The following is a 21,448-nucleotide window of genomic DNA, read 5'->3' as shown; positions in this document are numbered from 1 at the left end:
CCAGATCGTTAATTCAGACCTTGACCCAGGCGCCGTTCTTCTTCGAAGACGCGACGCAGGCTTCGACGAAAGCCACACCCTTCACGCCGTCATCGACTGTGGGGTAGACCACTGCCTTGTCGACGGCCTTGTCCTTTTTGCGGGCGTTGATCGCATGTGCGGCTTCCGTATAGATCGTCGCGAAGGCTTCGAGATAACCTTCCGGATGCCCTGACGGTACACGCGTGACACGGCCGGCAGCCGCGCCTGAACCGGCGCCGCCCCGGGTGATCAGCCGCTTCGACTCGCCGAAAGGCGTGTACCACAAGTAGTTCGGGTCCTTCTGGGTCCATTCCAGCCCGCCCTTGGTGCCGTAGACGCGGACCATCAGACCGTTTTCATGGCCGGGCGCCACCTGGCTGCACCAGAGCATGCCCTTGGCTGGCTTCTCCGAGCCCTTCGCCTTGAAGCGCAGCATGACATGCGCGTTATCGTCCAGCCGGCGGCCGGGAACGAAGCTGTCGAGATCGGCAGCGAGGCTGTCGAGCTCCAGGCCAGTGATGAAGGCGGCGAGATTATAGGCATGCGTACCGATATCGCCTGTCGAGCCGCCGACGCCGGACTGTGCCGGATCGGTGCGCCAGGCAGCCTGTTTCTGGCCGGTTTGCTCGACCGCTTCCGTCAGCCAGTCCTGCGGATATTCGGCCTGGACGACGCGGATATCGCCGAGTTCGCCATTCGCGATCATCTCGCGCGCCTGGCGGACCATCGGATAGCCGGTGTAATTATGCGTCAGCACGAACAGCGCGCCGCTCTCGTCGGCGATCTTCTTCAGTTTCTTCGCATCGGCAAGGTTTGACGTCAGCGGCTTGTCGCAGATGACATGAATGCCGCGCTTGAGGAATTCCTTGGCTACATCGTAATGCACATGGTTCGGCGTGACGATCGCCACCGCCTCGATGCCGTTCTTCAGCTTCGCCTCGCGGATTGCCATCTCGCGGTAGCTGGAATAGGTCCGCGACGGATCGAGGCCGAGGTCGCGGCCGGATGCGATCGCCTTTTCGGACGAAGCCGACAGCGCGCCGGCGATGAGATCGTACTGATCGTCGATGCGTGCCGCGATACGGTGCACCGCGCCGATAAACGCGCCCGCGCCGCCGCCCACCATACCGAGCCGGATGCGCGGCTCGCGGGTCTGTTCGGATGATGCTTCGATTGCCATTGATTCCTCCTGAAATTTGAACTTGGTGCGGATATGCCCCTCATCCGACTGCCGCCACCTTCTCCCTGCTCGCGGGGAGAAGGTGTATGCCGCGGCGTCTTTTCCGCTCTCGACGCTTGGTCGGGCAAGTCCCCTCGCCCCGTTTACGGGGAGAGGGTCAGGGTGAGGGGCAACCAACCAATATGAACTGATTTAGGAAAGCCCCAGCATCCGCCGGTTGGCCGCCTGGTCTGTGCCGCTGCCGGCGAAATCGTCGAAGGCTTTCTCGGTGACGCGGATGATATGGGCGGCAACGAATTCGGCGCCTTCGCGGGCACCGTCCTCCGGATGCTTCAGCGCACATTCCCATTCGACCACCGCCCAGCCGTCGAAATTATTCGCCGTCATCTTCGAAAACACCGCGCCGAAATCGACCTGGCCGTCGCCGAGAGAGCGGAACCGGCCGGCGCGTTCGACCCAGCCCTGATAGCCGCCGTAGACGCCCTGGCGTCCGGTCGGATTGAACTCCGCATCCTTGACGTGGAACATCTTGATGCGGTCCTTGTAGATGTCGATATTGTCGAGATAATCGAGGCACTGCAGGACATAGTGCGAGGGATCGTAGAGCATGTTGGCGCGCGGATGGTTCTTCACCCGCTCTAGGAACATCTCGAAGGTGATGCCGTCATGCAGGTCCTCGCCCGGGTGGATCTCGTAGCAGACGTCGATACCGTTCTCGTCCGCATGGTTGAGGATCGGCGTCCAGCGGCGGGCAAGCTCGTCGAAGGCAGTCTCGACCAGACCGGCAGGACGCTGCGGCCAGGGATAGATGAAGGGCCAGGCAAGCGCGCCGGAGAAGGTCGCATGCGCCGTAAGCCCGAGGTTCTTGGATGCGGTCAGCGCCATCTTGACCTGCTCGACCGCCCATTCCTGACGCGCTTTCGGATTGCCACGCACCTCCGGTGCAGCAAACCCGTCGAAGGCTTCGTCATAGGCCGGGTGAACGGCGACGAGCTGGCCTTGCAGATGGGTGGAGAGTTCGGTGATCTCGATGCCGTTTTCGCGCGCCTTGCCGGCGAATTCGTCGCAATAAGCCTTGGATGTGGCAGCCTTCTTCAGATCGATCAGCTGGCTGGCCCAGGTCGGCACCTGGACGCCCTTGTATCCGATGTCGGCCGCCCATCTGGTGATGGCGTCCCACGAATTGAAAGGAGCAGTATCGCCCGCGAACTGGCCAAGGAAAAGGCCGGGGCCCTTGATCGTCTTCATGTCAGATTCCTCCCTGAATATCGACCGTAAACGTTTCTGAAGTGTTGTAGCACGCTATTTGGCGGGAGCAAGGCGCCTCCTCGCCCTTGCGTCGAATTTGGCGCGAGGCCAAATGCGATATGGCTGCGAGCTAATCATGATGGGCTTTGGCGGGCAAGAGGTACGTGCAGCATTTTCGGCCAGCCGCTGTATGGAAGCATAAAAAATGCGCCCATCCTTTCGAATGGGCGCTTGTCTCAAGTCGATGGATTAGAACGGCGAATCCGGGAAATAGAAGTCCTTGGCATTCTCCTTGGTGACGAGCGTCGCATCCAGAATGTAGCTGCCATGAACCGGAACCTGATCGTAGAGGGCCGCCGCCGTCAGCTCCATTGCCGTGCCGACCATTGCCGGCGGATAGAGAACGTCGACGGGGATCATCTTGTCGCCGTCCATGACCTTCTTGACCATGTCCTTGGAGCCGGCGCCGGCGACGACATACTTGATGTCTGTGCGCTTGGCCTGCTCGATCGCCTGAAGAACGCCGACGGCCATGTCGTCGTCCTGGCACCATACGACGTCGATCTTCTGGTACTTGGTCAGGTAGTCCTGCATGACCTTGAAGGCATCGTCGCGGTTCCAGTTGCCATATTGGCGGTCGAGAACCTTGACGTTCGAGCCGGCAATGCCCTTATCGAAGCCGTCCTGGCGCTGCTGATCGATCGGGATCGGCAGACCGCGGATGATGACCACTTCGGCGTCCGGCGTCGTGTCCTTGATGTACTTGCCGGCGACTTCGCCGAGAGCCGGGTTGTTGCCGGCGACATAAAGGTCGCGCACGGAATTGTCGTTGTTGCTCGGCGCGCGGTCGACGAGGGCGACGAACTTGCCTTTGGCCTTGACTTCCTTGATGGCGTTGACGAGCGGATCCGGGTCCGACGGCAGGATGACGAGGGCGTCGATGCCTTGCGTATCGAGATCCTGCACGGCGTTGGCCTGGCTGGCGGCGTCCGGCGAGGTCTTGACGATGACGTTGAGACCGGGATGTTCGGCCATCAGAAGCTTGGCGACGCGTTCGGCATGGAACACGACGCCCGACGTCCAACCGTGGTCGGCGGCCGGAATGGATACGCCGATCGTGAATTTCTTGTCCTGGGCGTGAGCGGCGCCGGCGAACGTCACCGCCGCAACCGCCAGACCCAACATCAATTTACGCATGCTATTTCCTCCCAATAAGGTCAGGGACTTTTCCATACGGGACCGGACGCCCTGTAAGTCCGGTCAATTCATGATTTGGCAATTCAGGCTTTGCGCACCAGCGAGCGCTGGACGAACATGGCGATGATGATGATTGCACCCTGGATGGCGCCGATCAGATACTCGCTGATGAAATTCGAAAGCAGCATGATGTTGCCGACCAATTCGAGAATAAAGGCGCCGCAGATCGTGCCCCAGACCCTGCCCGCGCCACCCTTGAGCGCCGTGCCGCCAACGACGACGGCGGTGATCGCCTGCAGTTCCCACAGGATACCTGTCGTCGCCGAGGTCGAGCCAAGACGGGGAACGTAGAGCAGCACGGCAATGGCGACGCACAATCCCTGGATGACGAAGGCAATCGTCCGCACACGGTTGACCGCGATGCCCGAATAGCGGGCGACATCGCTGTTTGATCCGACCGCGACGACGTGGCGCCCGTAACGGGTGCGGTAGAGGATGAAGGCAGCAACCGCCGTCACCGCCAGGATCACTACGATCGGCACCGGTATGCCGGCGATATTGCCGAAATAAGCAGGGCGATAGAGCGTCTGGATATCCGCGGAGCGAAGCGTGATCGCGCCGCCCTGCGACAGCCATGTCGTCAGGCCGCGATAGATGCCCATCGTGCCGAGCGTCGCGATGAACGGCTCGATCCTGCCGACCGTCGTGATCAGGCCGTTCGCCAGGCCGCAGAGTGCGCCGGCAACCATGGTGAAGACGACCGCGACCACCAGCATCAAAGCAGGGTTTTCGATGGCGCCTGAGTTCATCAGCAGGATCATCAGGCTGGCGACGAAGGCCACCATCGAGCCCACCGACAGGTCGAGATCCCCCGCCGATATCACGAAGGTCGCACCGACCGCGATAATGGCGATGAAGGCGCTGCGCGTCGCGACATTGGCAAGGTTGGTGATGCCGATGAAATTAGGATTGACCAAGGCTCCGACGATCAGCAGCAGCGCCAGGGCGACAAAGGGCGCGACCGCACGCAGGTCGACATCCCGCCAGGATCGGCGCCGGATTTCCCTGGTCTCCTCGTTGACACTCATTTCCAAAACCAACCTCCCGTCCCATATTTTCTGGGAATCTTATCTGTCACCCTGATCGGTAAAGCCCTGCTTCAGCCTTCAGGCAGCTGCCTTCTTCTTGAGCCCGGCGGCGTAACGCATGATCTCCTGCTCGGAAATCTCCTCGCCCTCGAGCACGCCGACGATACGCCCTTCGCGCATCACCGCCACTCTCGTGCAGAGGCCGATGACCTCCGGCATCTCTGACGACACGACGATGATTGACCGGCCGTCCCGGGCGAGTGCCGAGATGAAATGATAGATCTGCTGCTTGGTGCCCACATCGATGCCGCGCGTCGGCTCGTCGATGATGATGATCTGAGGTTCGGTCTCCATGACCTTGGCGAGCAGCAACTTCTGCTGGTTCCCCCCCGACATCCGGCCGGCGACGATATTGCTGTCGCGAACCCTGATATCGAAGCGGCGTTTGGCCTTTGCCATCGCGGCCGCCTCGCTGCCCGGGCTGAGATAACCGTGGCTAGCGTGCCTTCCAAGCGATTGCAGTGTCAGATTGGTCACCATGCCGGAGCGCAGCAAGAGGCCTTTCGACTTGCGGTCCTTGGTCATATAGGCGAGCCCGCAGCGATTGGCGGCATGGACGTCGCCGGAGGGAACCGTTTCGCCCTTGATGACCACCTCGCCCTCGAGACGGGTCCGCAACCCGGCGATTGCTTCCATCAGCTCGGTGCGGCCGGAGCCGATCATGCCTGAAAAACCGATGATCTCGCCCTTGCGCACCTCGAAGCTCGCGTCATTCACATAGCCCGTGGACAACGACGCGACCCTGAGGACAATCTCCTCGTCGATATCAGGCTCGACCTTGGCGGGATAGAGGCTGGAGAGTTCGCGGCCGACCATCAGCTGCGCGATCGATTCTCCGTCCAGAATGGATGTCGGTGAAGTCTTGATCCATTGGCCATCGCGAAGGACGGTGACCCGGTCGGTCAACTCCATCACTTCGTCGAGTTTGTGGGACACGAAGACGAAGCTGGTACCCTGGTCGCGAAGTTTGCGAACCTGCTTGAACAGCATGCTGGTCTCTTCACTCGACAGCACTGCGGTCGGTTCGTCCATGAACACCACCCGCGCATCGCGGCTGATTGCCTTGGCGATTTCCACCATCTGCTTGTCGGCGATGGAAAGTGTGCTGATCAGCGCATTCTCATCAACATGCGAACCGAGCACATTGAGAACCTTGCGTGTCTCCGACCGCATATATTTGCGATCGAGCACGCCGAAGCGCGTGACTTCGCGCCCGAGAAAAAGGCTCTCCGTCACGGTCAAATGTTCGGCGAGGTTGAATTCCTGGTGAATGATGACGATGCCGAGCGCCTCGGCGGCGCCATTCGGCGGCAGGACGACCGGCTTGCCGTCGAGCAGTATTTCGCCGGAACTCGGCTGTTCGAAACCGGACAATACCTTGACGAGCGTGGATTTTCCGGCGCCATTTTCACCCATGAGTGCATGGATTTCGCCGGCGCGGAGATCGAAGTTCACGCTGAAGAGAACCTGCACTCCACTGAAGGATTTGCATATGCGCCTGGCGGACAGCACCACGGGTGCGGTGTCGGCAGCTTCCACAGTCATCCGGTCCTCCCAAAGCGGCATCCCACCCGCTCTGGGGCTTATGTAAACCTTTACATACATCATGTAAAGGTTTACATCGTTGATTTACACAGATCAGTTGAAGCATGCCTTTGACCTCTCGACAAGTCTGTGTAGTGTCGCGGCGAAGACAGCCCCAAGGCAGAGCCAAGTGTCGAATTCCACGCCCGCAACCATCGAAGACGTCGCCCGGATCGCCGAGGTCTCCATCGCGACGGTTTCCCGGGCAATCCACATGCCGGAGAAGGTCGCCAACTCCACCCGCCTCAAGGTCAACCAGGCGATCGCCATCACCGGCTATACGACCAACGCCATGGCGCGCAGCCTGAGGCTTGGCCGCTCCAACATGATCCTCGTCGTGGCGCCCGATATCGGCGATCCCAATTTCTCCAACATTCTCGTCGGGCTGGAAAACGAAGCGCGAGCTCACGGCTACGGCATCCTGATCGGCCACACGCAGAACGATGCGCAGCGCGGTCTGGAATATCTGAAATTCTTCAATTCCAACCAGGCGGCCGGATTGATCCTGTTCACCGGCATCCTGCCCTTCGGGCATCAGACCATGACCGCGCGGCTGCCGCCGAGCGTCGGCGTTTTCGAGCCCGTCTTCAACGGCGGCATTCCCTATGTCGGCGTCGACGACACCGAGGGCGCTCGCAAAGCGGTGGATCTGCTGCTGGCCGAAGGGCATCGCAAGATCGCCTTCATCGGCGATTCGCGCACCCGGCTTGCCTATACCAGACGCCGCATGGGTTACGATGCCGGTCTCGACGCAGCAGGCATCCCGCCCGACACCAGGATCGTGCTCGAAGGCGACGGCACGATCGAAAGCGGGCGGCATGCGGTCGAACAGCTTTTCATGCGCGACACGCTTCCAACCGCCTTCATGTGCGTGAACGACCAGACGGCGATCGGCGTCATGATTGGTCTCGGCGCGCGAGGCTACGACATTCCGCGGGATTTCTCGGTGACCGGTTTCGACGACGTGCCGCAGGCCGTCTTCATATCCCCACCGCTGACCACGGTCCGCCAGCCGAGAACGGCAATCGGCAAGCAGGCAATGGCGCTGCTGCTGGAACTTCTGTCCGATGGCCGGCCGGCCGAAACGGAAATCCTGCTGAGGCCGGATCTGGTGGTTCGGAACTCAGTCTCGGCGCCGTCGCGCAACTGGTCGAAGCGTTGAACCCATATCGCTGAGCGCTTAAGGCGCATTTAGCCGGCAAAATTGCGCCGGCGACCAATGGCCGCCGACGCACTTTATCAAACGTAACGGTTGACGACGTTCTCCAGCAGTTCCTGCTTGCCCGACCGTGGCTGCGGGTTCACGTCGTGGCTCTCGACATAGTGGGTGATCTCATCCAGCGAGTACTCGCCGCGGAAGAGCTTCTGCGCCTCGGCGGATTCCCAGCCGGCGTAACGATCGGCGAGCGGCTGCGACAGAGCCTTGTCCTCGATCATCCTGGCAGCAGCCTTCAGGCCGCGAGCGCAGCAATCCATGCCGCCGATATGGCCGATCAGCAGATCCGCCGGGTCGAGAGACTGACGGCGCAGCTTCGAGTCGAAGTTGGTGCCGCCGGTCTTGAAGCCGCCACCAGCCAGAACATGGTAGTAGGCGAGCGCCATTTCGGGAACATTGTTCGGGAACTGGTCGGTATCCCAGCCGGACTGGTAGTCGTTGCGGTTCATGTCGATCGAGCCGAAGATGCCGAGCGCATTGGCAAGCGCCAGCTCGTGCTCGAAGGAGTGGCCGGCAAGGATCGCGTGACCCTGCTCGATATTGAGCTTCACCTCGTTTTCAAGGCCGTGCTTCTTGAGGAAGCCATAGACGGTGGCAACGTCGTAGTCATACTGGTGCTTGGTCGGCTCCTGCGGCTTCGGCTCGATCAGGATCGTGCCCTTGTAGCCGATCTTGTGCTTGTATTCGACGACGAGGTTGAGGAAGCGGCCGAGTTGGTCGAGCTCGCGGCCAATATCGGTGTTGAGCAGCGTCTCGTAACCTTCGCGGCCGCCCCAGAGCACGTAGTTTTCGCCGCCGAGCTTCTGCGTGGCGTCGATGCAGGTCTTTACCGTCGCGGCTGCGAAAGCGAAGACGTCAGGATCCGGATTGGTCGCAGCGCCCGACATATAGCGGCGGTGGGAGAAGAGGTTCGCCGTGCCCCAGAGCAGCTTGGTGCCGGTTGCGGCCTGCTTCTCGGCGAAATAATCGACGATCTCGTTGAGGTTTTTAGTGTTCTCGGCAAAAGTCTTGCCTTCCGGACGCACGTCGGCGTCATGGAAGCAGTAATAGGGCGAGCCGAGCAGCGAGAAGAATTCGAAGGCGACGTCGGCCTTGAGCTTGGCGGCCTTCATCGTGTCCTCGAACCAGGGACGCAGGAAGGTCTGCCCGCCGAAGGGATCGCCGCCCGGCCAGGTGAAGGTGTGCCAGTAGGCCACCGCAAAGCGCAGATGGTCCTCCATGCGCTTGCCCATGACGATCTCGTCCGGCTGGTAATGGCGGAAGGCCAGCGGATTGGTGCTGTCCGGGCCTTCGTATTTTACTTTCTGAATATCGCCGAAAAATCCGGTGCTCATTTTGGTTCTCCTTGGGTTCGTATCTGTTGGCAGTTCCGAATTCTTGTCTACGCCAGGGGCTCCCTCATCCGCCTGCCGGCACCTTCTCCCCGATGGGGAGAAGAGACTCGCTGCGGCGCTTCTTTTCCCTTCTCCCCTGGGGGAGAAGGTGGCCCGAAGGGTCGGATGAGGGGGCCGCCGTCTCAGTTCTCAGTGCGCCAGCGACTTGATCGCCGGGTACAGCGCACGATAGCGCTTGTAAGCATCCTCATACGCGCCGCTCAGCGACGCCACCGGCTCGATCGTGCCCGCCGTCACCGGCGGCGTGCAGACCGTGATCGGATCCGCGCCCGTTGCCGCGATCAGGCCGAGGCGGGCAGCGCCGAAGGCCGCGCCGAAATCGCCGTCGGCCGGCAGGTCGACGGGAACGCCGAGCGCGGTCGCGATCGACGCCAGCCAGTAACGCGAGCGCGAACCGCCGCCGATTGCCGTGACCCGGGAGATGCCGGTGCCGGCCGAACGCAGCGCTTCGAGATTATCGCGGATGGCGAAGGCGACGCCTTCGAGCACCGCTTGAGTGAGAACGACACGACTGCTTTCATGTTCAAGGCCGATGAAGGCGCCGCGGATGACGGCATCATTGTGCGGCGTGCGCTCGCCGGAGAGATAGGGCAGGAAAGAGACGCCGGTAGGCGCCTTCAGCGTCTCGCCGAGTTCGCCGGTGAGATCGGCGGCCGACTTGCCGGTCACGCCGGAATGCCAGTTCAGCGCATCGGTCGCCGACAGGATGACGCCCATCTGGTGCCAGGTGTTCGGCAGCGCGTGGCAGAAGGCATGCACGGCGCTTTCTGGCTTCGGCAAATAGGAACCGTTGGCGGCAAAAAGCACGCCTGATGTGCCGAGCGAGACGAAGGCGGCGCCATCGCTGACCGTGCCCATGCCGCAGGCCGAGGCCGCGTTGTCGCCGGCACCGCCGGCAACGATGACATCACCTGATATACCCCATTGCGCCGCCAGTTCGGACCGCAGCTTACCAGCCTGCTCGGTGCCTTCGACGAGCGCCGGCATCTGCTCCTCGGAAAGCTTGGTGGCGGCCAGCAGTTCGGAGGACCAGGCGCGCTTGCCGGTGTCCAGCCAGGAGGTGCCGGCCGAATCCGACATTTCCGAGATATAGTCGCCGGTCAGCCAGAGACGCAGATAGTCCTTCGGCAAGAGCACCTTGGCGATCTTGCCGAAGACATCGGGCTCATGCTTTTCGATCCAGGCGAGCTTCGGCGCCGTAAAGCCGGGGAAGACGATGTTGCCAGTGAGCGCGCGAAAGCGCGGATCGGCATCAAGTGCCGCGGCCTCGACGTAGCTGCGCGTATCGTTCCAGAGGATGCAGGGGCGCAGGACCTTGTCGGTGGCATCGATGAGCGTTGCGCCATGCATCTGCCCGGAAAGGCCGATGCCCTTGACCGCCGCCAACTCCTTCGGGTGTTTTGCCTTGAGGCCGGCGACAGCCTCCTCCGTGGCGCGCACCCAGTGGGCCGGCTCCTGCTCCGACCAGCCGGAATGCGGACGCGACACGTCGAGCGAACCGTTGGCCGAGCCGACGATCTTCTGATCACCGTCGATCAGCATCGCCTTGACGCCGGAGGTTCCGAGATCGAGACCCAGATACATGTGGTGTTTCTCCCTTTGCCGTTACGGCAGATTGTCTTTCAGGAATATGTCGAGGCGGATGCGCTCCTGCGCTTCGATGACGGCAAGTCCGTCCGCCTTGGCTTTCAGCACCCGGATCGCGCTGCGCACCTCATGGCCGGCATCCTGATTGAGGATCGCATCGATCGTGTTGTCGATCAGTGCTGCGCGTGTATGGGCGGTCAGTTCGTGGGCAATCACGGTCAGCACGCGGTCGACGGCCTTCTCCTTCAACGCCCGGATCAGGCCGCGGTTGCCGGCGCCGAGGCTGTAGACGCCGATGATCCCGGCATTCCTCGAAAGCGCGTCGGCAACGAGCCTGTGGGCGACCTCCGGGTCGTCGCGGCCTTCGAGAACCGGCAGGATCGCAAGATCGGGAAATTCCTCGGCCATGACAGCGGTGAAGCCCTCCAGCCGCTCGCGATGGTCGCGCACCAGCATGGAGCCGGCGAGCACGGCGATTTCACCCTTTCGCGGCCCGAGGAATCGTCCGAGCAGACGCGCGGCTGTGCGGCCGGCGGCGATATTGTCGACGCCGGCATAGTGATGGCGTAGCGACCCCGTGAGATCGGACACCAGGGTGACGATGGGAAAGCGCTCGCGCACCAGCCGGTCGACGGCGGCGCGCACCTCAGGCGCATCGGTCGCAACCAGTGCGATGCCACAAGGCTTTTCCCGGGAAAGACCCTCGAGCACGGAGACAAGGGCGGCGGGATCGAAGGCCGGCACCTCAATGGTACGGATGTCGGTGCGTTCGGCCGACGAGCGGAGGACCGCCTGTCGAATCTCGGCGTTGAGACCGTGCATGAAGGAATTGTCGCTGGCCGGCAGGATGAAAACCAGCGGATAAGTGCGCCCTTTGGCAAGATTGGCGGCGGCGACGTCTCTGACATAACCGAGCTCGCGGATCGCGGTCTCGACCTTTTCCCGTGTGACGTGGCGCACACCGGGACGCTGGTTGAGAACCCGGTCGACAGTCGCCAGACTGACACCGGCGGCGGCGGCGATATCGTGAACGGTTGGCCTCATCATTCCTCCTGACGAGACCATTAGCGCCAATTTTGATGTACGTAAATCAAAAAATCGAACAGACCGGTTCCACGTCGTTTTTTGGGACTGGCGGGTATCATCGGGCGGACGGCACGGCGCGAAAACAGCAAACAAAAAAGGCCCTCCGAAGAGGGCCTTTTCAAGGGGCGGCAGGCCGGAGGTCAGTGGCCGCCACCGCCTCCCCCGCCTTGCGGCGCGGGTTTCTTGATCATGGCGACACCGAGGATCATGGCAAGGAAGAGTGCGGTCAGGATCAGGAACACGTCGCTGAAGGAGAGAATGATCGCCTGTTTGGTGGCAAGGCCGACCATCTGCTTGATCGCGACCGAGGCGCCGTCCATGCCATAGGTGTTGAAGTTGGCGGCCATGTTGTTCATCTGGTCGATCGCCGCCGGATTGCCCCAGTCCATATTCTCCCGCAGCCGCTCGTAGTGCACGTCCTGCCGGTTGGTGAGCACGGTGTTGATGACCGCGAGGCCGACGGCGCCGCCGAGGTTTCTGGTCAAGTTGAACAGGCCGGAAGCGCCGCGGATGCGCGAGGGCGGCATCGTACCGAGTGCGATGTTGTTGATCGGCACCATGCACATCATCAGCCCGAAGCCGCGCAGGATCTGCGGGATGAAGAGTTCGTAGAAATCCCAATCCGCCGTCAGATGCATCATGATGAAGGTGCCGGCGGCGAAGCTGACAAAGCCGATCACCATCATCAGGCGCAGATCCATCTTGGTCGACAGCCGCCCGGCGATGGGCGCGGTGAAGAACATCGCAAGTCCGGAGACGAACATCGTCTCGCCGATCATCAATGAGTCATAGCCGCGGATGCGCCCGAGATAGACCGGGTAGATATAGGTGAGGCCATAGAGGCCGATGCCCATGACGAAGGAAAACACCGAACCGAAGGAGAAATTTCGGTTCGCAAAGGCCTTGAGGTCGACGACCGGGAAATCCACCGTGAAGGCGCGATAGAAAAAGACGATGGCTGCAGCACCGGAAGCGACTGCCGCTATGGTGATGTAGCTGTCGTTGAACCAGTCGTTGGAATTGCCCTCTTCGAGCACATATTCAAGGCCGCCGAGGAAGACGCCCATCGAGAACAGCCCCCACCAATCGAACTTCTTGAAGAGCGACAGTTCCGGCTTGTCGAAATCGATGAAGTTCCAGGTGACGATCGTGACGATGATGCCCGGAATGATATTGACGAGGAACAGCCAGTGCCAGGAGAAGGCGTGGCTGAGATAGCCGCCGACGGTCGGGCCGATGGTCGGCGCCAGCGTGGCGATCAAGCCGATGATCGGCGAGACGATGCTGCGCTTCGACGGCGGGAAGATGGTGAAGGCGGCCGCGAAGACCGACGGGATCATGCCGCCGCCGATGAAGCCCTGGATGACCCGGTAGACGATCATCTGGTCGATATTCGTCGCGGTCGCGGCAAGCGCGCTCGCCATGGTGAAGCCGGCAGCCGAGATCGCGAAAAGATAACGCGTCGAGATGATGCGCGCCAGCGTGCCCGAAAGCGGGATCATGATCACTTCGGCGATCAGATAGGACGTCTGCACCCAGCCGATCTCGTCGCTGCCGGCCGAAAGGCCGGCCTGGATCTCCGCAAGCGAGGCCGAGACGATCTGGATGTCGAGGATCGACATGAACATGCCGACCACCATCGCGAAGAAGGCGATAAGCTTCTTCGGATCCATGCGCTCGTCGGCACGGGCGGGTGCCGCCGGCATCATTCCCGCCGTTGCTGTCGCGCTGCCGGCCATCAGATCACCTCTGCCTTTCCTGAAGGCTTACTTGCTCGGCGCCGTACGGGTGTCGACATCGACGACGACGCTCAGGCCCGCGCGCAGACGGCCGCTGTCGAGCGTATCCTGCGGCAGCGCAATGCGCACCGGCACGCGCTGGATCACCTTGGTGAAGTTGCCGGTAGCGTTTTCCGGCGGCAGCAGCGAAAAGACCGAGCCGGAAGCCGGCGAGATCGACTCGACGGTGCCGACGATCGGATGGTCGTCATAGGCATCGACATGGACGTTGACCTTCGAGCCCGGCACCAGATGCTGGATCTGCGTTTCCTTGAAATTGGCGTCGATATAGAGTTGTCGCACCGGAACGAGCGCCATCAGGCGCTGGCCAGGAGAGACGAGGTCGCCTTCCTGGACGGAGCGGTTGCCGACAATCCCGTCATAAGGCGCCTTGAGCACGGTGAAGGAAAGGTCACGGACGGCCTTGTCGCGCGAGATCTCAAGCGAACGGACCGAGCCTTCGGCTTCCTTGCGCTGGGCCTGGAGGATGGTGATGTTGGCCTGTGCGGCGGTGATGTTGGCGTCGCCGCCGGCAAGATTGGCCTTGGCCTGGTCGAGGGCGATATTGGCATTGTCGAGATCGGCGGCGGTGCCGACCGACTTCGCCTGAAGGTCGCTCTGGCGCTTCTGGGTGATTTCGGCACCGCGAACGGCCGCTTCGAGTGCCACCTTCTGCGCCTGCGCCTGCACGAGGCTCGCATTCGCGCCTTCGATCTGCGCGTCAATACGCTGCAGAGAAAGCTGTTCGGTGACGATTTGGGCCTGGGCCAAGTCGAGGGCGTTCTGATAGTCGCCGTTATCAAGCGTGGCAAGAACGTCGCCCGCTTTGACTTCCTGGTTGGCGACAACGTTCACCTTCGCGACGTAGCCCGTGACCTTTGGCGAAATCGTTGCGATATCGCCTTCGATATAGGCGTCGTCGGTCGACACCATGAAGCGGCCGTTCGTCCACCATTCGTAACCATACCAGCCGCCGCCCGCGAGAAGGGCGAGCACGACGATCGGCAGCACAAGGCTGCGGCGCTTCTTCGCAGCCGCGGGTGCGGTGACCGAAGCCGGCGCCGACTGCGCGGGAGCTGAAGGAACTTCGCGGGCTTCCGCCGTCGGAGCTTCTACGGCCGCGACATCGGCCTTTACCTCTTCGGTCCCGGCGTTTTCGCTGACGATACGCGCGACGTTGCTCTTCTGGTTGCTCGACATGGCCACTTTACCGATCTGGAGTAAATAATCGAACTGAACGGTTCGGTTCAGTTGACTTAAACCTGTTTTATCGTCATATCAAGATGCATAGAACCAATCGGTTCGATTTCTTTTAAAGAACATGCGAAACCGTCAACACGGTTAAGAGGACATGACGCTGACACCCGACCACGCCGCCGTATTCAGTCCTCCCGCTGCCGGAGGCCGATTTGCCGCAGGCGAAGATCCGGCCAAGCGCCAGCAGATCCTCGCCGGCGCCAAGCGCGTCTTCATGAAGATGGGCTTCGACGCCGCCAGCATGAACGACGTGACCCGCGAGGCCGGAGTCTCCAAGGGAACGCTCTACGTCTATTTCACCAACAAGGAAGAACTGTTTTCGGCGATGATCGAGACCGAGCGCGCCGCCTTCGTGGCGGCTGTGCGCACGGCGCTTGCCGAACATGACGATCCCGAAGCCGGCCTGTACGAATTCGGGATAAGCTTCGTTACCCATATGACCGATGAAAAGGTCATCAGCGCGATGCGCACCGTGCTCGGCGTTCGAGACCGCATGCCTGAGCTCTGTCAACGCTTCTTCAAGGGGCCGGTCAATCTGCGCACCATCATGCGCGATTTCCTGGAACGCCATATCGCCGAAGGCACACTCGAGATCGATGACATCGATCTCGCCGCCGGCCAGTTTCTCGATCTTGCCAGCGGCAGTTTCTTCAAGCTGCGCCTGTTCGGAAGCATGGAAGAGCCGCCGCCGCTTGACGAAATCGAGCGCGTCATCCGCGGCGCGATCCGGGTCTTCATGGCCGCCTACGGCGCGCGCCGGCACGAGACGGCCTGACTGCACCCTTGATTGCTGTCCTCCATCGGCCAAAATTCCGCAACTACGATCAAACCCGGCTGCCGGCTTTTCTTTAAAGAAGAAGCCGCAACCAGGGGAGTGAGAATGAGCGCCGTCGGACGGGCGATCTGGTTCATCGAGAGCCATTTCGAAAGCGATATATCGCTGGAAGAGATATCGGAAGCAGCCGGATTGTCGCGCTACCATCTGTCGCGCGTCTTCGGGCTCGTCACCGGCCACTCGATCAGCGGCTATATAAGAGGGCGCCGCCTCAGCCGCGCCGTCCCGACACTGGTCGGCGGTTCATCCACCATTCTCGAGGTTGCGCTTTGCGCCGGCTACGGCTCGCACGAAGCCTTCACCCGTGCCTTCCGCGACCAGTTCGGCATGACGCCGGATGCGGTGCGCAGACAGGGGCACGCCCGTAACCTTGTCTTGCTGGAGCCGATCAGAATGGACCCCGCCCACCTCAACGACCTCGAACCGCCCCGCTTCGAAACCCTTCAACCGATGCTGTTTGCCGGCTTGCAGGAGACCTACCCCTATGGCGGCAATGCCGCCATCCCCTCCCTCTGGCAGAAATTCAATGCCCATTTCGGTCATATCTCCGGCCAGAAAGGCAACGTCGCCTACGGCATCTGCACCCATATCGATGGTGAAGCAGAGAAATTCCGCTATATGGCCGCGGTTGAAATTTCCGATGCCGGCGATCTGCCGGCGGATTTTGCAACGCTCAAGCTTCCGGGCCAGCGTTACGTCGTCTTTGCCCATCGCGGCCATGTCTCCGGCATTCCGGCGACCATGAACCGGATATTTGGCGCATGGTGGCCAACCTCAGGCCTGGAGCACGGCGAGACACCCGACATGTTCGAACGCTACGACGAGCGCTTCGACCCCTATACCGGCATGGGCATCACCGAAATCTGGTTGCCGGTCAGAGCATGATGCCGGAAAGTGTCAGCGGTTTTCGGACGACATCATGCTCTAACTCTTTAATCTGGAACAGGATTCAAATTTAAGGCCGCCCCGGCCTTAAATCATCCTGTTCTAGGGAATAAAAGTCACATCGGTTTCGTATACCCCCTTGCGGCGCTTGCCTGAGAGGCCGGCAACATTACATTGCGAGCGTCAATACTTACGTGACGCAAAAGGGATATATGCTGATGCAGGAAATCATGACGCTCATTCAGGATCCGGCCGCCTGGGTGGCGCTCATCACGCTGGTGGTGATGGAAGTCGTTCTCGGGATCGACAACCTGATCTTCATTTCCATTCTCACCAACAAACTGCCGCCCGAGCACCGGGAGAAGGCCCGCAAGATCGGTATCGGTCTTGCGCTCGTCATGCGTCTCGTCCTGCTCGGCACCATCGCCTGGATCGTGCAACTGACCGAACCGCTGTTTGAAGCCTTCGGCCACGGCTTCTCCTGGAAGGATCTGATCCTGATTGCCGGCGGTCTGTTCCTCGTCTGGAAGGCCACCAAGGAAATCCACCACAGCGTCGATCCGGAAGATCACGGCGAGGACTTCATCGCAAGTTCGGCCACGACAGGCTTTGCATCGGCCATCGGCCAGATCCTGCTGCTCGATCTCGTCTTCTCCGTCGACAGCATCATCACCGCCGTCGGCATGACGCCGCATCTGCCGATCATGGTAGTCGCAGTCGTCGCCGCCGTCACCGTCATGCTGGTCGCCGCGACGCCGCTTGCCAACTTCATCGAGCGGAATCCGACGATCGTCATGCTGGCGCTCGCCTTCCTGCTGATGATCGGTACGACACTGATCGCCGATGGCATGGGCTTCCACGTGCCGAAGGGCTACGTCTACGCCGCCATGGCCTTCTCGGCGCTGGTCGAGGTGCTGAACATGTTCGCGCGCAACGCCCGCAAGCGGAAACGAGGCGGCGCTCATTGAGGCTGGGGTTGAGAGGGCGCGTCGCAACGGCGCGTCCTCCCTCATCGCCATCAAGCCCTTGCAGGCGTGGTTTTTCTTGACGCGCCCGGTTGAATATGGCCTAAGGCCAGCCGAACGGACGATCGGCGGATAGTGCGGGCGCATGCCCTTTTCCGGCCGGTTTGCCGACGAAGCTATCTGCATCCTTCCGGCCGAACGTCGCTTTCCCATGAAAGCCGTCCGGCATCCATTGACGGGCACACACAATGACAGTTTCCGGGACAGCCACCGGCGTCCGCGTCCGCATCGCTCCCTCGCCGACCGGCGAGCCGCATGTCGGCACCGCTTACATCGCTCTCTTCAACTACCTTTTCGCCAAGAAGCACGGCGGCGAGTTCATTCTGCGCATCGAGGATACCGATGCGACGCGCTCGACCCCTGAATTCGAAACGAAGGTGTTGGACGCACTGAAATGGTGCGGGCTGGAATGGAAGGAAGGCCCTGATATCGGCGGCCCCTACGGCCCCTATCGCCAGTCCGATCGCAAGCCGATGTACCAGCCCTATGCACAGGAGCTGCTGGACAAGGGCCATGCCTTCCGCTGTTTCTGCACGCCCGCGCGCCTGGAACAGATGCGCGAAACCCAGCGTGCCGCCGGCAAGCCACCGAAATATGACGGCCTCTGCCTGAATCTTGCGGCCGAGGAAGTCACCTCGCGCATGGCCGCCGGCGAGACGACCGTCATCCGCATGAAGATCCCGGCCGAAGGCTCCTGCGACTTTACCGACGGCGTCTATGGCGATGTCAGCATCCCGTGGGATTCGGTCGACATGCAGGTGCTCGTCAAGGCCGACGGCATGCCGACCTATCATATGGCCAACGTCATCGACGACCATCTGATGAAGATCACTCATGTGGCGCGCGGCGAGGAGTGGCTGGCTTCGGTGCCGAAGCACATCCTGCTCTATCGCTATTTCGGCTGGGACCAGCCGGTCTTCATGCATCTGTCGCTGATGCGCAATGCCGACAAGTCGAAGCTGTCGAAGCGCAAGAACCCGACCTCGATCTCCTATTACTCCGCGCTCGGCTATATCCCCGAAGCGCTGATGAACTTCCTCGGCCTGTTCTTCATGCAGATCGCCGAAGGCGAAGAGCTGCTTGATATGGACGCTCTCTCCGAGAAGTTCGATCCGGAGAACCTCTCCAAGGCCGGCGCGATCTTCGACATTCAGAAGCTCGACTGGCTGAACGGCCGCTGGATCCGCGAGAAACTGTCGGAAGAGGAATTCCAGGCACGTGTGCTGACCTGGGCGATGGAAAACGACCGCCTGAAGGAAGGTCTGCGCCTGTCGCAGACGCGCATTTCCAAGCTCGGCGAACTGCCCGATCTTGCTGGCTTCCTGCTGAAATCCGATCTCGGCCTGCAGCCTTCCGACTTCGCCAAGATCAAGTCGCCGCCGGAAGAGATACTGGAGATCCTCAACACCGTTCAGCCGGATCTCGAAAAGATCCTGGAATGGAACGTCGAGACGATCGAGGCGGAGCTGCGCGCGATCGCCGACCGCATGGGCAAGAAGCTGAAGGTCGTGGTCTCGCCGCTCTTCGTCGCGGTCTCCGGTTCGTCGCGCTCGCTGCCGCTCTTCGATTCCATGGCGATCCTCGGCCGGTCCGTTGTGCGCCAGCGCCTGAAGCTCGCCTCGCAGGCGGTCGCCGCCCTCGTCGGCTCGAAGTAAGAACAGTCAGAGGATTTCGAAAGTGGCTGACAACAAGACCGAAAACACCCTTTCCTCCGACGCGACGGAAGTGCGCGCCCAGAAGCTGAAGCTGCTGCGTGAGCAGATCGGCGAGGTCTATCCGGCGCATTTCCACCGCACGATGACCAATGCCGAGCTCATCGCGAAATATGAGAACCTGGAACCTGACGTCGAGACGCAGGATGTCGTCACCGTCGCCGGCCGCGTCTACTCATCGCGCAACTCCGGCATGTTCATGGACATCCACGATGCCGGCGGCAAGATCCAGATTTTCAGTCACAAGGACACGACCCCGGAAGAAGCCCGTGCGCTTCTGCCGATGATCGACATCGGCGACATCATCGGCGTCACCGGCATCGTACGCCGCACCAAGCGTGGCGAGCTGACGATCAACGCGCATACGATCACCATGCTGACGAAGTCGCTGCTGCCGATGCCGGAGAAGTGGCACGGTCTCTCCGACATCGAGCTGCGCTACCGCAGGCGTCACCTCGACATCATGACCAACGAGGATTCGAAGCTCCGCTTCCAGCAGCGCTCGAAGATCCTCTCCGGCATCCGCCGCTTCATGGAAAATGACGGCTTCATGGAAGTCGAGACACCGATGCTGCAGTCGGTTTATGGCGGCGCCACCGCTGAGCCGTTCAAGACGCATCACAACACGCTGAAGCTCGACATGTACCTGCGCATCGCGCCGGAACTGTTCCTCAAGCGCACGCTGATCTCGGGGCTGACCGACAAGGTCTTCGAGGTCAACCGGAACTTCCGCAACGAAGGCGTCTCCACCCGGCACAATCCCGAATTCACCATGATGGAGTGTTACTGGGCCTATGTCGATTACGAGGACATCATGGACCTCGTCGAGCGGCTGTTCGAAACCTTGGCGCTCTCCATTCACGGCACGACGGAATTCCCCTTCGGCGACAAGACCATGTCCTTCAAGGGGCCGTTCAAGCGCGTGCCGATGCCCGATGCCGTCAAGGAAGCGACCGGCATCGATTTTCTCGCCATCAAGACCGATGAAGAGGCCCGCGCCGCCGCCAAGGCTGCCGGTTTTGCGGTCGAGAAGGATTGGACCTGGGGTGAATGCCTTGCCTTCATCTTCGAGGAAAAGGTCGAATCCACGCTGATCCAGCCGTCGCATGTCACGCATTTCCCGAAGGATATCTCGCCCTTCGCCAAGGAAGTGCCGGGCGAGCCGCGCCTCGTCGAGCGCTTCGAGACCTATTGCAACGCCTGGGAACTCGGCAACGCCTTCTCGGAACTCAACGATCCCGAAGAGCAGCGCCGCCGCATGGTCGAGCAACTCGAACTGGCGCATGCCCGCGGCGAAAAGGAAAAGCAGCTGGATGAGGAATTCCTCGACGCAATCGACCAAGGCATGCCGCCGGCAGGTGGCCTCGGCATCGGCGTCGACCGTCTCATCATGCTGCTGACCAATGCACCGTCGATCCGCGACGTCATCCTCTTCCCGGCCCGCCGCAGCAAAGCCGACTGACCGGAAGACAGGTCGAAAATGCCAAGCGGAGTGCCTCCCGGCGCTCCGCTTTTTCATGCTCGCTGTTCAGTGGGTCTTGGCGGCTTCAGCCGGCGGCTCTTCGACCGGCGCCTCTGCGACCGCATCTGCGCCGTGGCCGCCTGCAGCCGGCGCGGCTTCGCTTTCGGCTGCCGGCGCTGCGCCATGCCCGCCGCCTGCGGCCTTCTTGCCCTTTTCCTCGCTTCTGGTCGAGGCAACCGCGACCGGGTCGACGCAATCCTCGGGATCCTTGAAAGCGGCGCTGATCATGGCGATCTCGTCGAACGGCATCTCTATCCGCTCGCCGAAGAACAGCCCGTTTTCACTGGCCTTGCCGTCGTAGTAGCGTGCTGTATAGGACTTGTCGTCGAGGCCCGGAACGGCCTTGTCGGGATGTGGGATATAGACGACATCGGCGCCGATCGCCCGGCCGCGAATATCGGCGCGCATCGTCGGTCCGTTTTCGTCGAGCACCACCACCTGCACCAGATCCGGCTTCTGCGCGGCATAAACCGCCTGAGCGACACGAAGCGCGGTCTTGACCCGCGTCATCCCGTCGGTCGGTTCGGTCTTGATGTATTTGCGCACCCAGACGTGATCCTGTTTGCGGATCGTCACCAGGTTGACGTCACTGCATTCGAGTCCGTAGCCACCACCAGTTGCACCGATCAGCCTGTCCTTGCCGACATAGACCGCCGCACCGCCGGACACGCCCATGAGAAGAGCGACTCCGCCAATGATGATTGCCAATTTCCGGGAAGGCCGGAATATGCGCAGTAAGGCCTTCACGCCAACTGCTCCGCCATCTGAAACTC

At 61.3% G+C, this 21,448-nt stretch carries 17 protein-coding genes; 6 read left to right on the top strand and 11 right to left on the bottom strand.

Translation table 11 applies throughout. The features are described from left to right. Positions 1 to 13: 13 nt before the first annotated feature. The 5 genes from RWJ89_RS25480 to RWJ89_RS25460 form a co-directional block, all read right to left on the bottom strand. Positions 14 to 1,201 (bottom strand): Gfo/Idh/MocA family protein, encoded by a 1,188-nt coding sequence (locus RWJ89_RS25480; protein WP_316031652.1) that lies wholly within the window; start codon positions 1,199 to 1,201, stop codon positions 14 to 16. A gap of 192 nt (positions 1,202 to 1,393) precedes the next feature. Continuing rightward, positions 1,394 to 2,449: a sugar phosphate isomerase/epimerase family protein gene (locus tag RWJ89_RS25475; RefSeq protein ID WP_168256397.1), complete on the bottom strand. Its 1,056-nt coding sequence runs from the start codon at positions 2,447 to 2,449 to the stop codon at positions 1,394 to 1,396. A gap of 249 nt (positions 2,450 to 2,698) precedes the next feature. Beyond that, positions 2,699 to 3,646, bottom strand: coding sequence for a substrate-binding domain-containing protein (locus RWJ89_RS25470; protein WP_025396077.1), 948 nt, complete (start codon positions 3,644 to 3,646; stop codon positions 2,699 to 2,701). Between the two features lie 83 nt (positions 3,647 to 3,729). Next, positions 3,730 to 4,734, bottom strand: a complete 1,005-nt coding sequence (locus tag RWJ89_RS25465; protein ID WP_025396078.1) for an ABC transporter permease — start codon at positions 4,732 to 4,734, stop codon at positions 3,730 to 3,732. Positions 4,735 to 4,812: 78 nt separating this feature from the next. Further along, positions 4,813 to 6,339, bottom strand: coding sequence for a sugar ABC transporter ATP-binding protein (locus RWJ89_RS25460; RefSeq protein ID WP_316031651.1), 1,527 nt, complete (start codon positions 6,337 to 6,339; stop codon positions 4,813 to 4,815). 169 nt (positions 6,340 to 6,508) lie between these two features. Here RWJ89_RS25460 and RWJ89_RS25455 point away from each other — a divergent pair, with 169 nt between their 5' ends. Continuing rightward, on the top strand, positions 6,509 to 7,540 hold the full coding sequence (locus RWJ89_RS25455; RefSeq protein WP_077979445.1) for a LacI family DNA-binding transcriptional regulator: 1,032 nt from the start codon (positions 6,509 to 6,511) through the stop codon (positions 7,538 to 7,540). Between the two features lie 77 nt (positions 7,541 to 7,617). On the opposite strand, the gene xylA is transcribed toward RWJ89_RS25455, so the two are convergent. From xylA to RWJ89_RS25430, 5 genes are all read right to left on the bottom strand, one after another. Further along, positions 7,618 to 8,928: a xylose isomerase gene (gene xylA / locus RWJ89_RS25450; RefSeq protein WP_017989459.1), complete on the bottom strand. Its 1,311-nt coding sequence runs from the start codon at positions 8,926 to 8,928 to the stop codon at positions 7,618 to 7,620. 189 nt (positions 8,929 to 9,117) lie between these two features. After that, positions 9,118 to 10,572: a xylulokinase gene (gene xylB, locus RWJ89_RS25445; protein ID WP_221958626.1), complete on the bottom strand. Its 1,455-nt coding sequence runs from the start codon at positions 10,570 to 10,572 to the stop codon at positions 9,118 to 9,120. A 21-nt stretch (positions 10,573 to 10,593) separates the two neighbouring features. Further along, entirely contained in the window at positions 10,594 to 11,619 is a 1,026-nt protein-coding gene (locus RWJ89_RS25440; protein WP_221958625.1) for a LacI family DNA-binding transcriptional regulator, read from the bottom strand. Between the two features lie 182 nt (positions 11,620 to 11,801). After that, positions 11,802 to 13,400 (bottom strand): DHA2 family efflux MFS transporter permease subunit, encoded by a 1,599-nt coding sequence (locus RWJ89_RS25435; RefSeq protein ID WP_131641717.1) that lies wholly within the window; start codon positions 13,398 to 13,400, stop codon positions 11,802 to 11,804. Positions 13,401 to 13,427: 27 nt separating this feature from the next. After that, positions 13,428 to 14,639: an HlyD family secretion protein gene (locus tag RWJ89_RS25430; protein WP_168283070.1), complete on the bottom strand. Its 1,212-nt coding sequence runs from the start codon at positions 14,637 to 14,639 to the stop codon at positions 13,428 to 13,430. A 151-nt stretch (positions 14,640 to 14,790) separates the two neighbouring features. Between RWJ89_RS25430 and RWJ89_RS25425 the strand changes: the two genes are divergently transcribed. The 5 genes from RWJ89_RS25425 to lysS all read left to right on the top strand — a co-directional run bounded on the left by RWJ89_RS25425 (position 14,791) and on the right by lysS (position 20,615). After that, positions 14,791 to 15,471: a TetR/AcrR family transcriptional regulator gene (locus RWJ89_RS25425; protein WP_025396084.1), complete on the top strand. Its 681-nt coding sequence runs from the start codon at positions 14,791 to 14,793 to the stop codon at positions 15,469 to 15,471. 105 nt (positions 15,472 to 15,576) lie between these two features. Next, a complete protein-coding gene (locus RWJ89_RS25420; protein ID WP_168283069.1) occupies positions 15,577 to 16,416 on the top strand; it encodes an AraC family transcriptional regulator in 840 nt (279 codons plus the stop codon). A 212-nt stretch (positions 16,417 to 16,628) separates the two neighbouring features. Next, the gene (locus RWJ89_RS25415) at positions 16,629 to 17,384 is read left to right on the top strand and encodes a TerC family protein (protein ID WP_171605453.1); all 756 of its coding nucleotides are present in this window, start codon (positions 16,629 to 16,631) and stop codon (positions 17,382 to 17,384) included. A gap of 245 nt (positions 17,385 to 17,629) precedes the next feature. After that, positions 17,630 to 19,096: a glutamate--tRNA ligase gene (gene gltX / locus RWJ89_RS25410; RefSeq protein WP_168283068.1), complete on the top strand. Its 1,467-nt coding sequence runs from the start codon at positions 17,630 to 17,632 to the stop codon at positions 19,094 to 19,096. Between the two features lie 22 nt (positions 19,097 to 19,118). After that, positions 19,119 to 20,615, top strand: a complete 1,497-nt coding sequence (lysS, locus tag RWJ89_RS25405; protein ID WP_316031650.1) for a lysine--tRNA ligase — start codon at positions 19,119 to 19,121, stop codon at positions 20,613 to 20,615. Positions 20,616 to 20,681: 66 nt separating this feature from the next. Here lysS and RWJ89_RS25400 read toward each other — a convergent pair whose 3' ends face one another. After that, on the bottom strand, positions 20,682 to 21,422 hold the full coding sequence (locus RWJ89_RS25400) for a hypothetical protein (protein WP_132612405.1): 741 nt from the start codon (positions 21,420 to 21,422) through the stop codon (positions 20,682 to 20,684). Positions 21,423 to 21,448 lie beyond the last annotated feature (26 nt).

Source organism: Rhizobium sp. 10PS4 (genome assembly GCF_032464805.1).
In the GTDB taxonomy this organism is placed as follows: Bacteria; Pseudomonadota; Alphaproteobacteria; order Rhizobiales; family Rhizobiaceae; genus Rhizobium; species Rhizobium laguerreae.
This window is presented reverse-complemented; position numbering and strand designations above follow the sequence as displayed.

What these genes read in the sequence shown, in the direction of transcription:
- RWJ89_RS25430 (WP_168283070.1), bottom strand. Translation starts at nt 14,639, where the DNA reads ATGTCGAGCAACCAGAAGAGCAACGTCGCGCGTATCGTCAGCGAAAAC.
- RWJ89_RS25440 (WP_221958625.1), bottom strand. Translation starts at nt 11,619, where the DNA reads ATGAGGCCAACCGTTCACGATATCGCCGCCGCCGCCGGTGTCAGTCTG.
- RWJ89_RS25415 (WP_171605453.1), top strand. Translation starts at nt 16,629, where the DNA reads ATGCTGATGCAGGAAATCATGACGCTCATTCAGGATCCGGCCGCCTGG.
- gltX (WP_168283068.1), top strand. Translation starts at nt 17,630, where the DNA reads ATGACAGTTTCCGGGACAGCCACCGGCGTCCGCGTCCGCATCGCTCCC.
- xylB (WP_221958626.1), bottom strand. Translation starts at nt 10,572, where the DNA reads ATGTATCTGGGTCTCGATCTCGGAACCTCCGGCGTCAAGGCGATGCTG.
- RWJ89_RS25480 (WP_316031652.1), bottom strand. Translation starts at nt 1,201, where the DNA reads ATGGCAATCGAAGCATCATCCGAACAGACCCGCGAGCCGCGCATCCGG.
- RWJ89_RS25420 (WP_168283069.1), top strand. Translation starts at nt 15,577, where the DNA reads ATGAGCGCCGTCGGACGGGCGATCTGGTTCATCGAGAGCCATTTCGAA.
- RWJ89_RS25470 (WP_025396077.1), bottom strand. Translation starts at nt 3,646, where the DNA reads ATGCGTAAATTGATGTTGGGTCTGGCGGTTGCGGCGGTGACGTTCGCC.
- RWJ89_RS25475 (WP_168256397.1), bottom strand. Translation starts at nt 2,449, where the DNA reads ATGAAGACGATCAAGGGCCCCGGCCTTTTCCTTGGCCAGTTCGCGGGC.
- RWJ89_RS25425 (WP_025396084.1), top strand. Translation starts at nt 14,791, where the DNA reads ATGACGCTGACACCCGACCACGCCGCCGTATTCAGTCCTCCCGCTGCC.
- RWJ89_RS25465 (WP_025396078.1), bottom strand. Translation starts at nt 4,734, where the DNA reads ATGAGTGTCAACGAGGAGACCAGGGAAATCCGGCGCCGATCCTGGCGG.
- xylA (WP_017989459.1), bottom strand. Translation starts at nt 8,928, where the DNA reads ATGAGCACCGGATTTTTCGGCGATATTCAGAAAGTAAAATACGAAGGC.
- RWJ89_RS25460 (WP_316031651.1), bottom strand. Translation starts at nt 6,339, where the DNA reads ATGACTGTGGAAGCTGCCGACACCGCACCCGTGGTGCTGTCCGCCAGG.
- RWJ89_RS25435 (WP_131641717.1), bottom strand. Translation starts at nt 13,400, where the DNA reads ATGGCCGGCAGCGCGACAGCAACGGCGGGAATGATGCCGGCGGCACCC.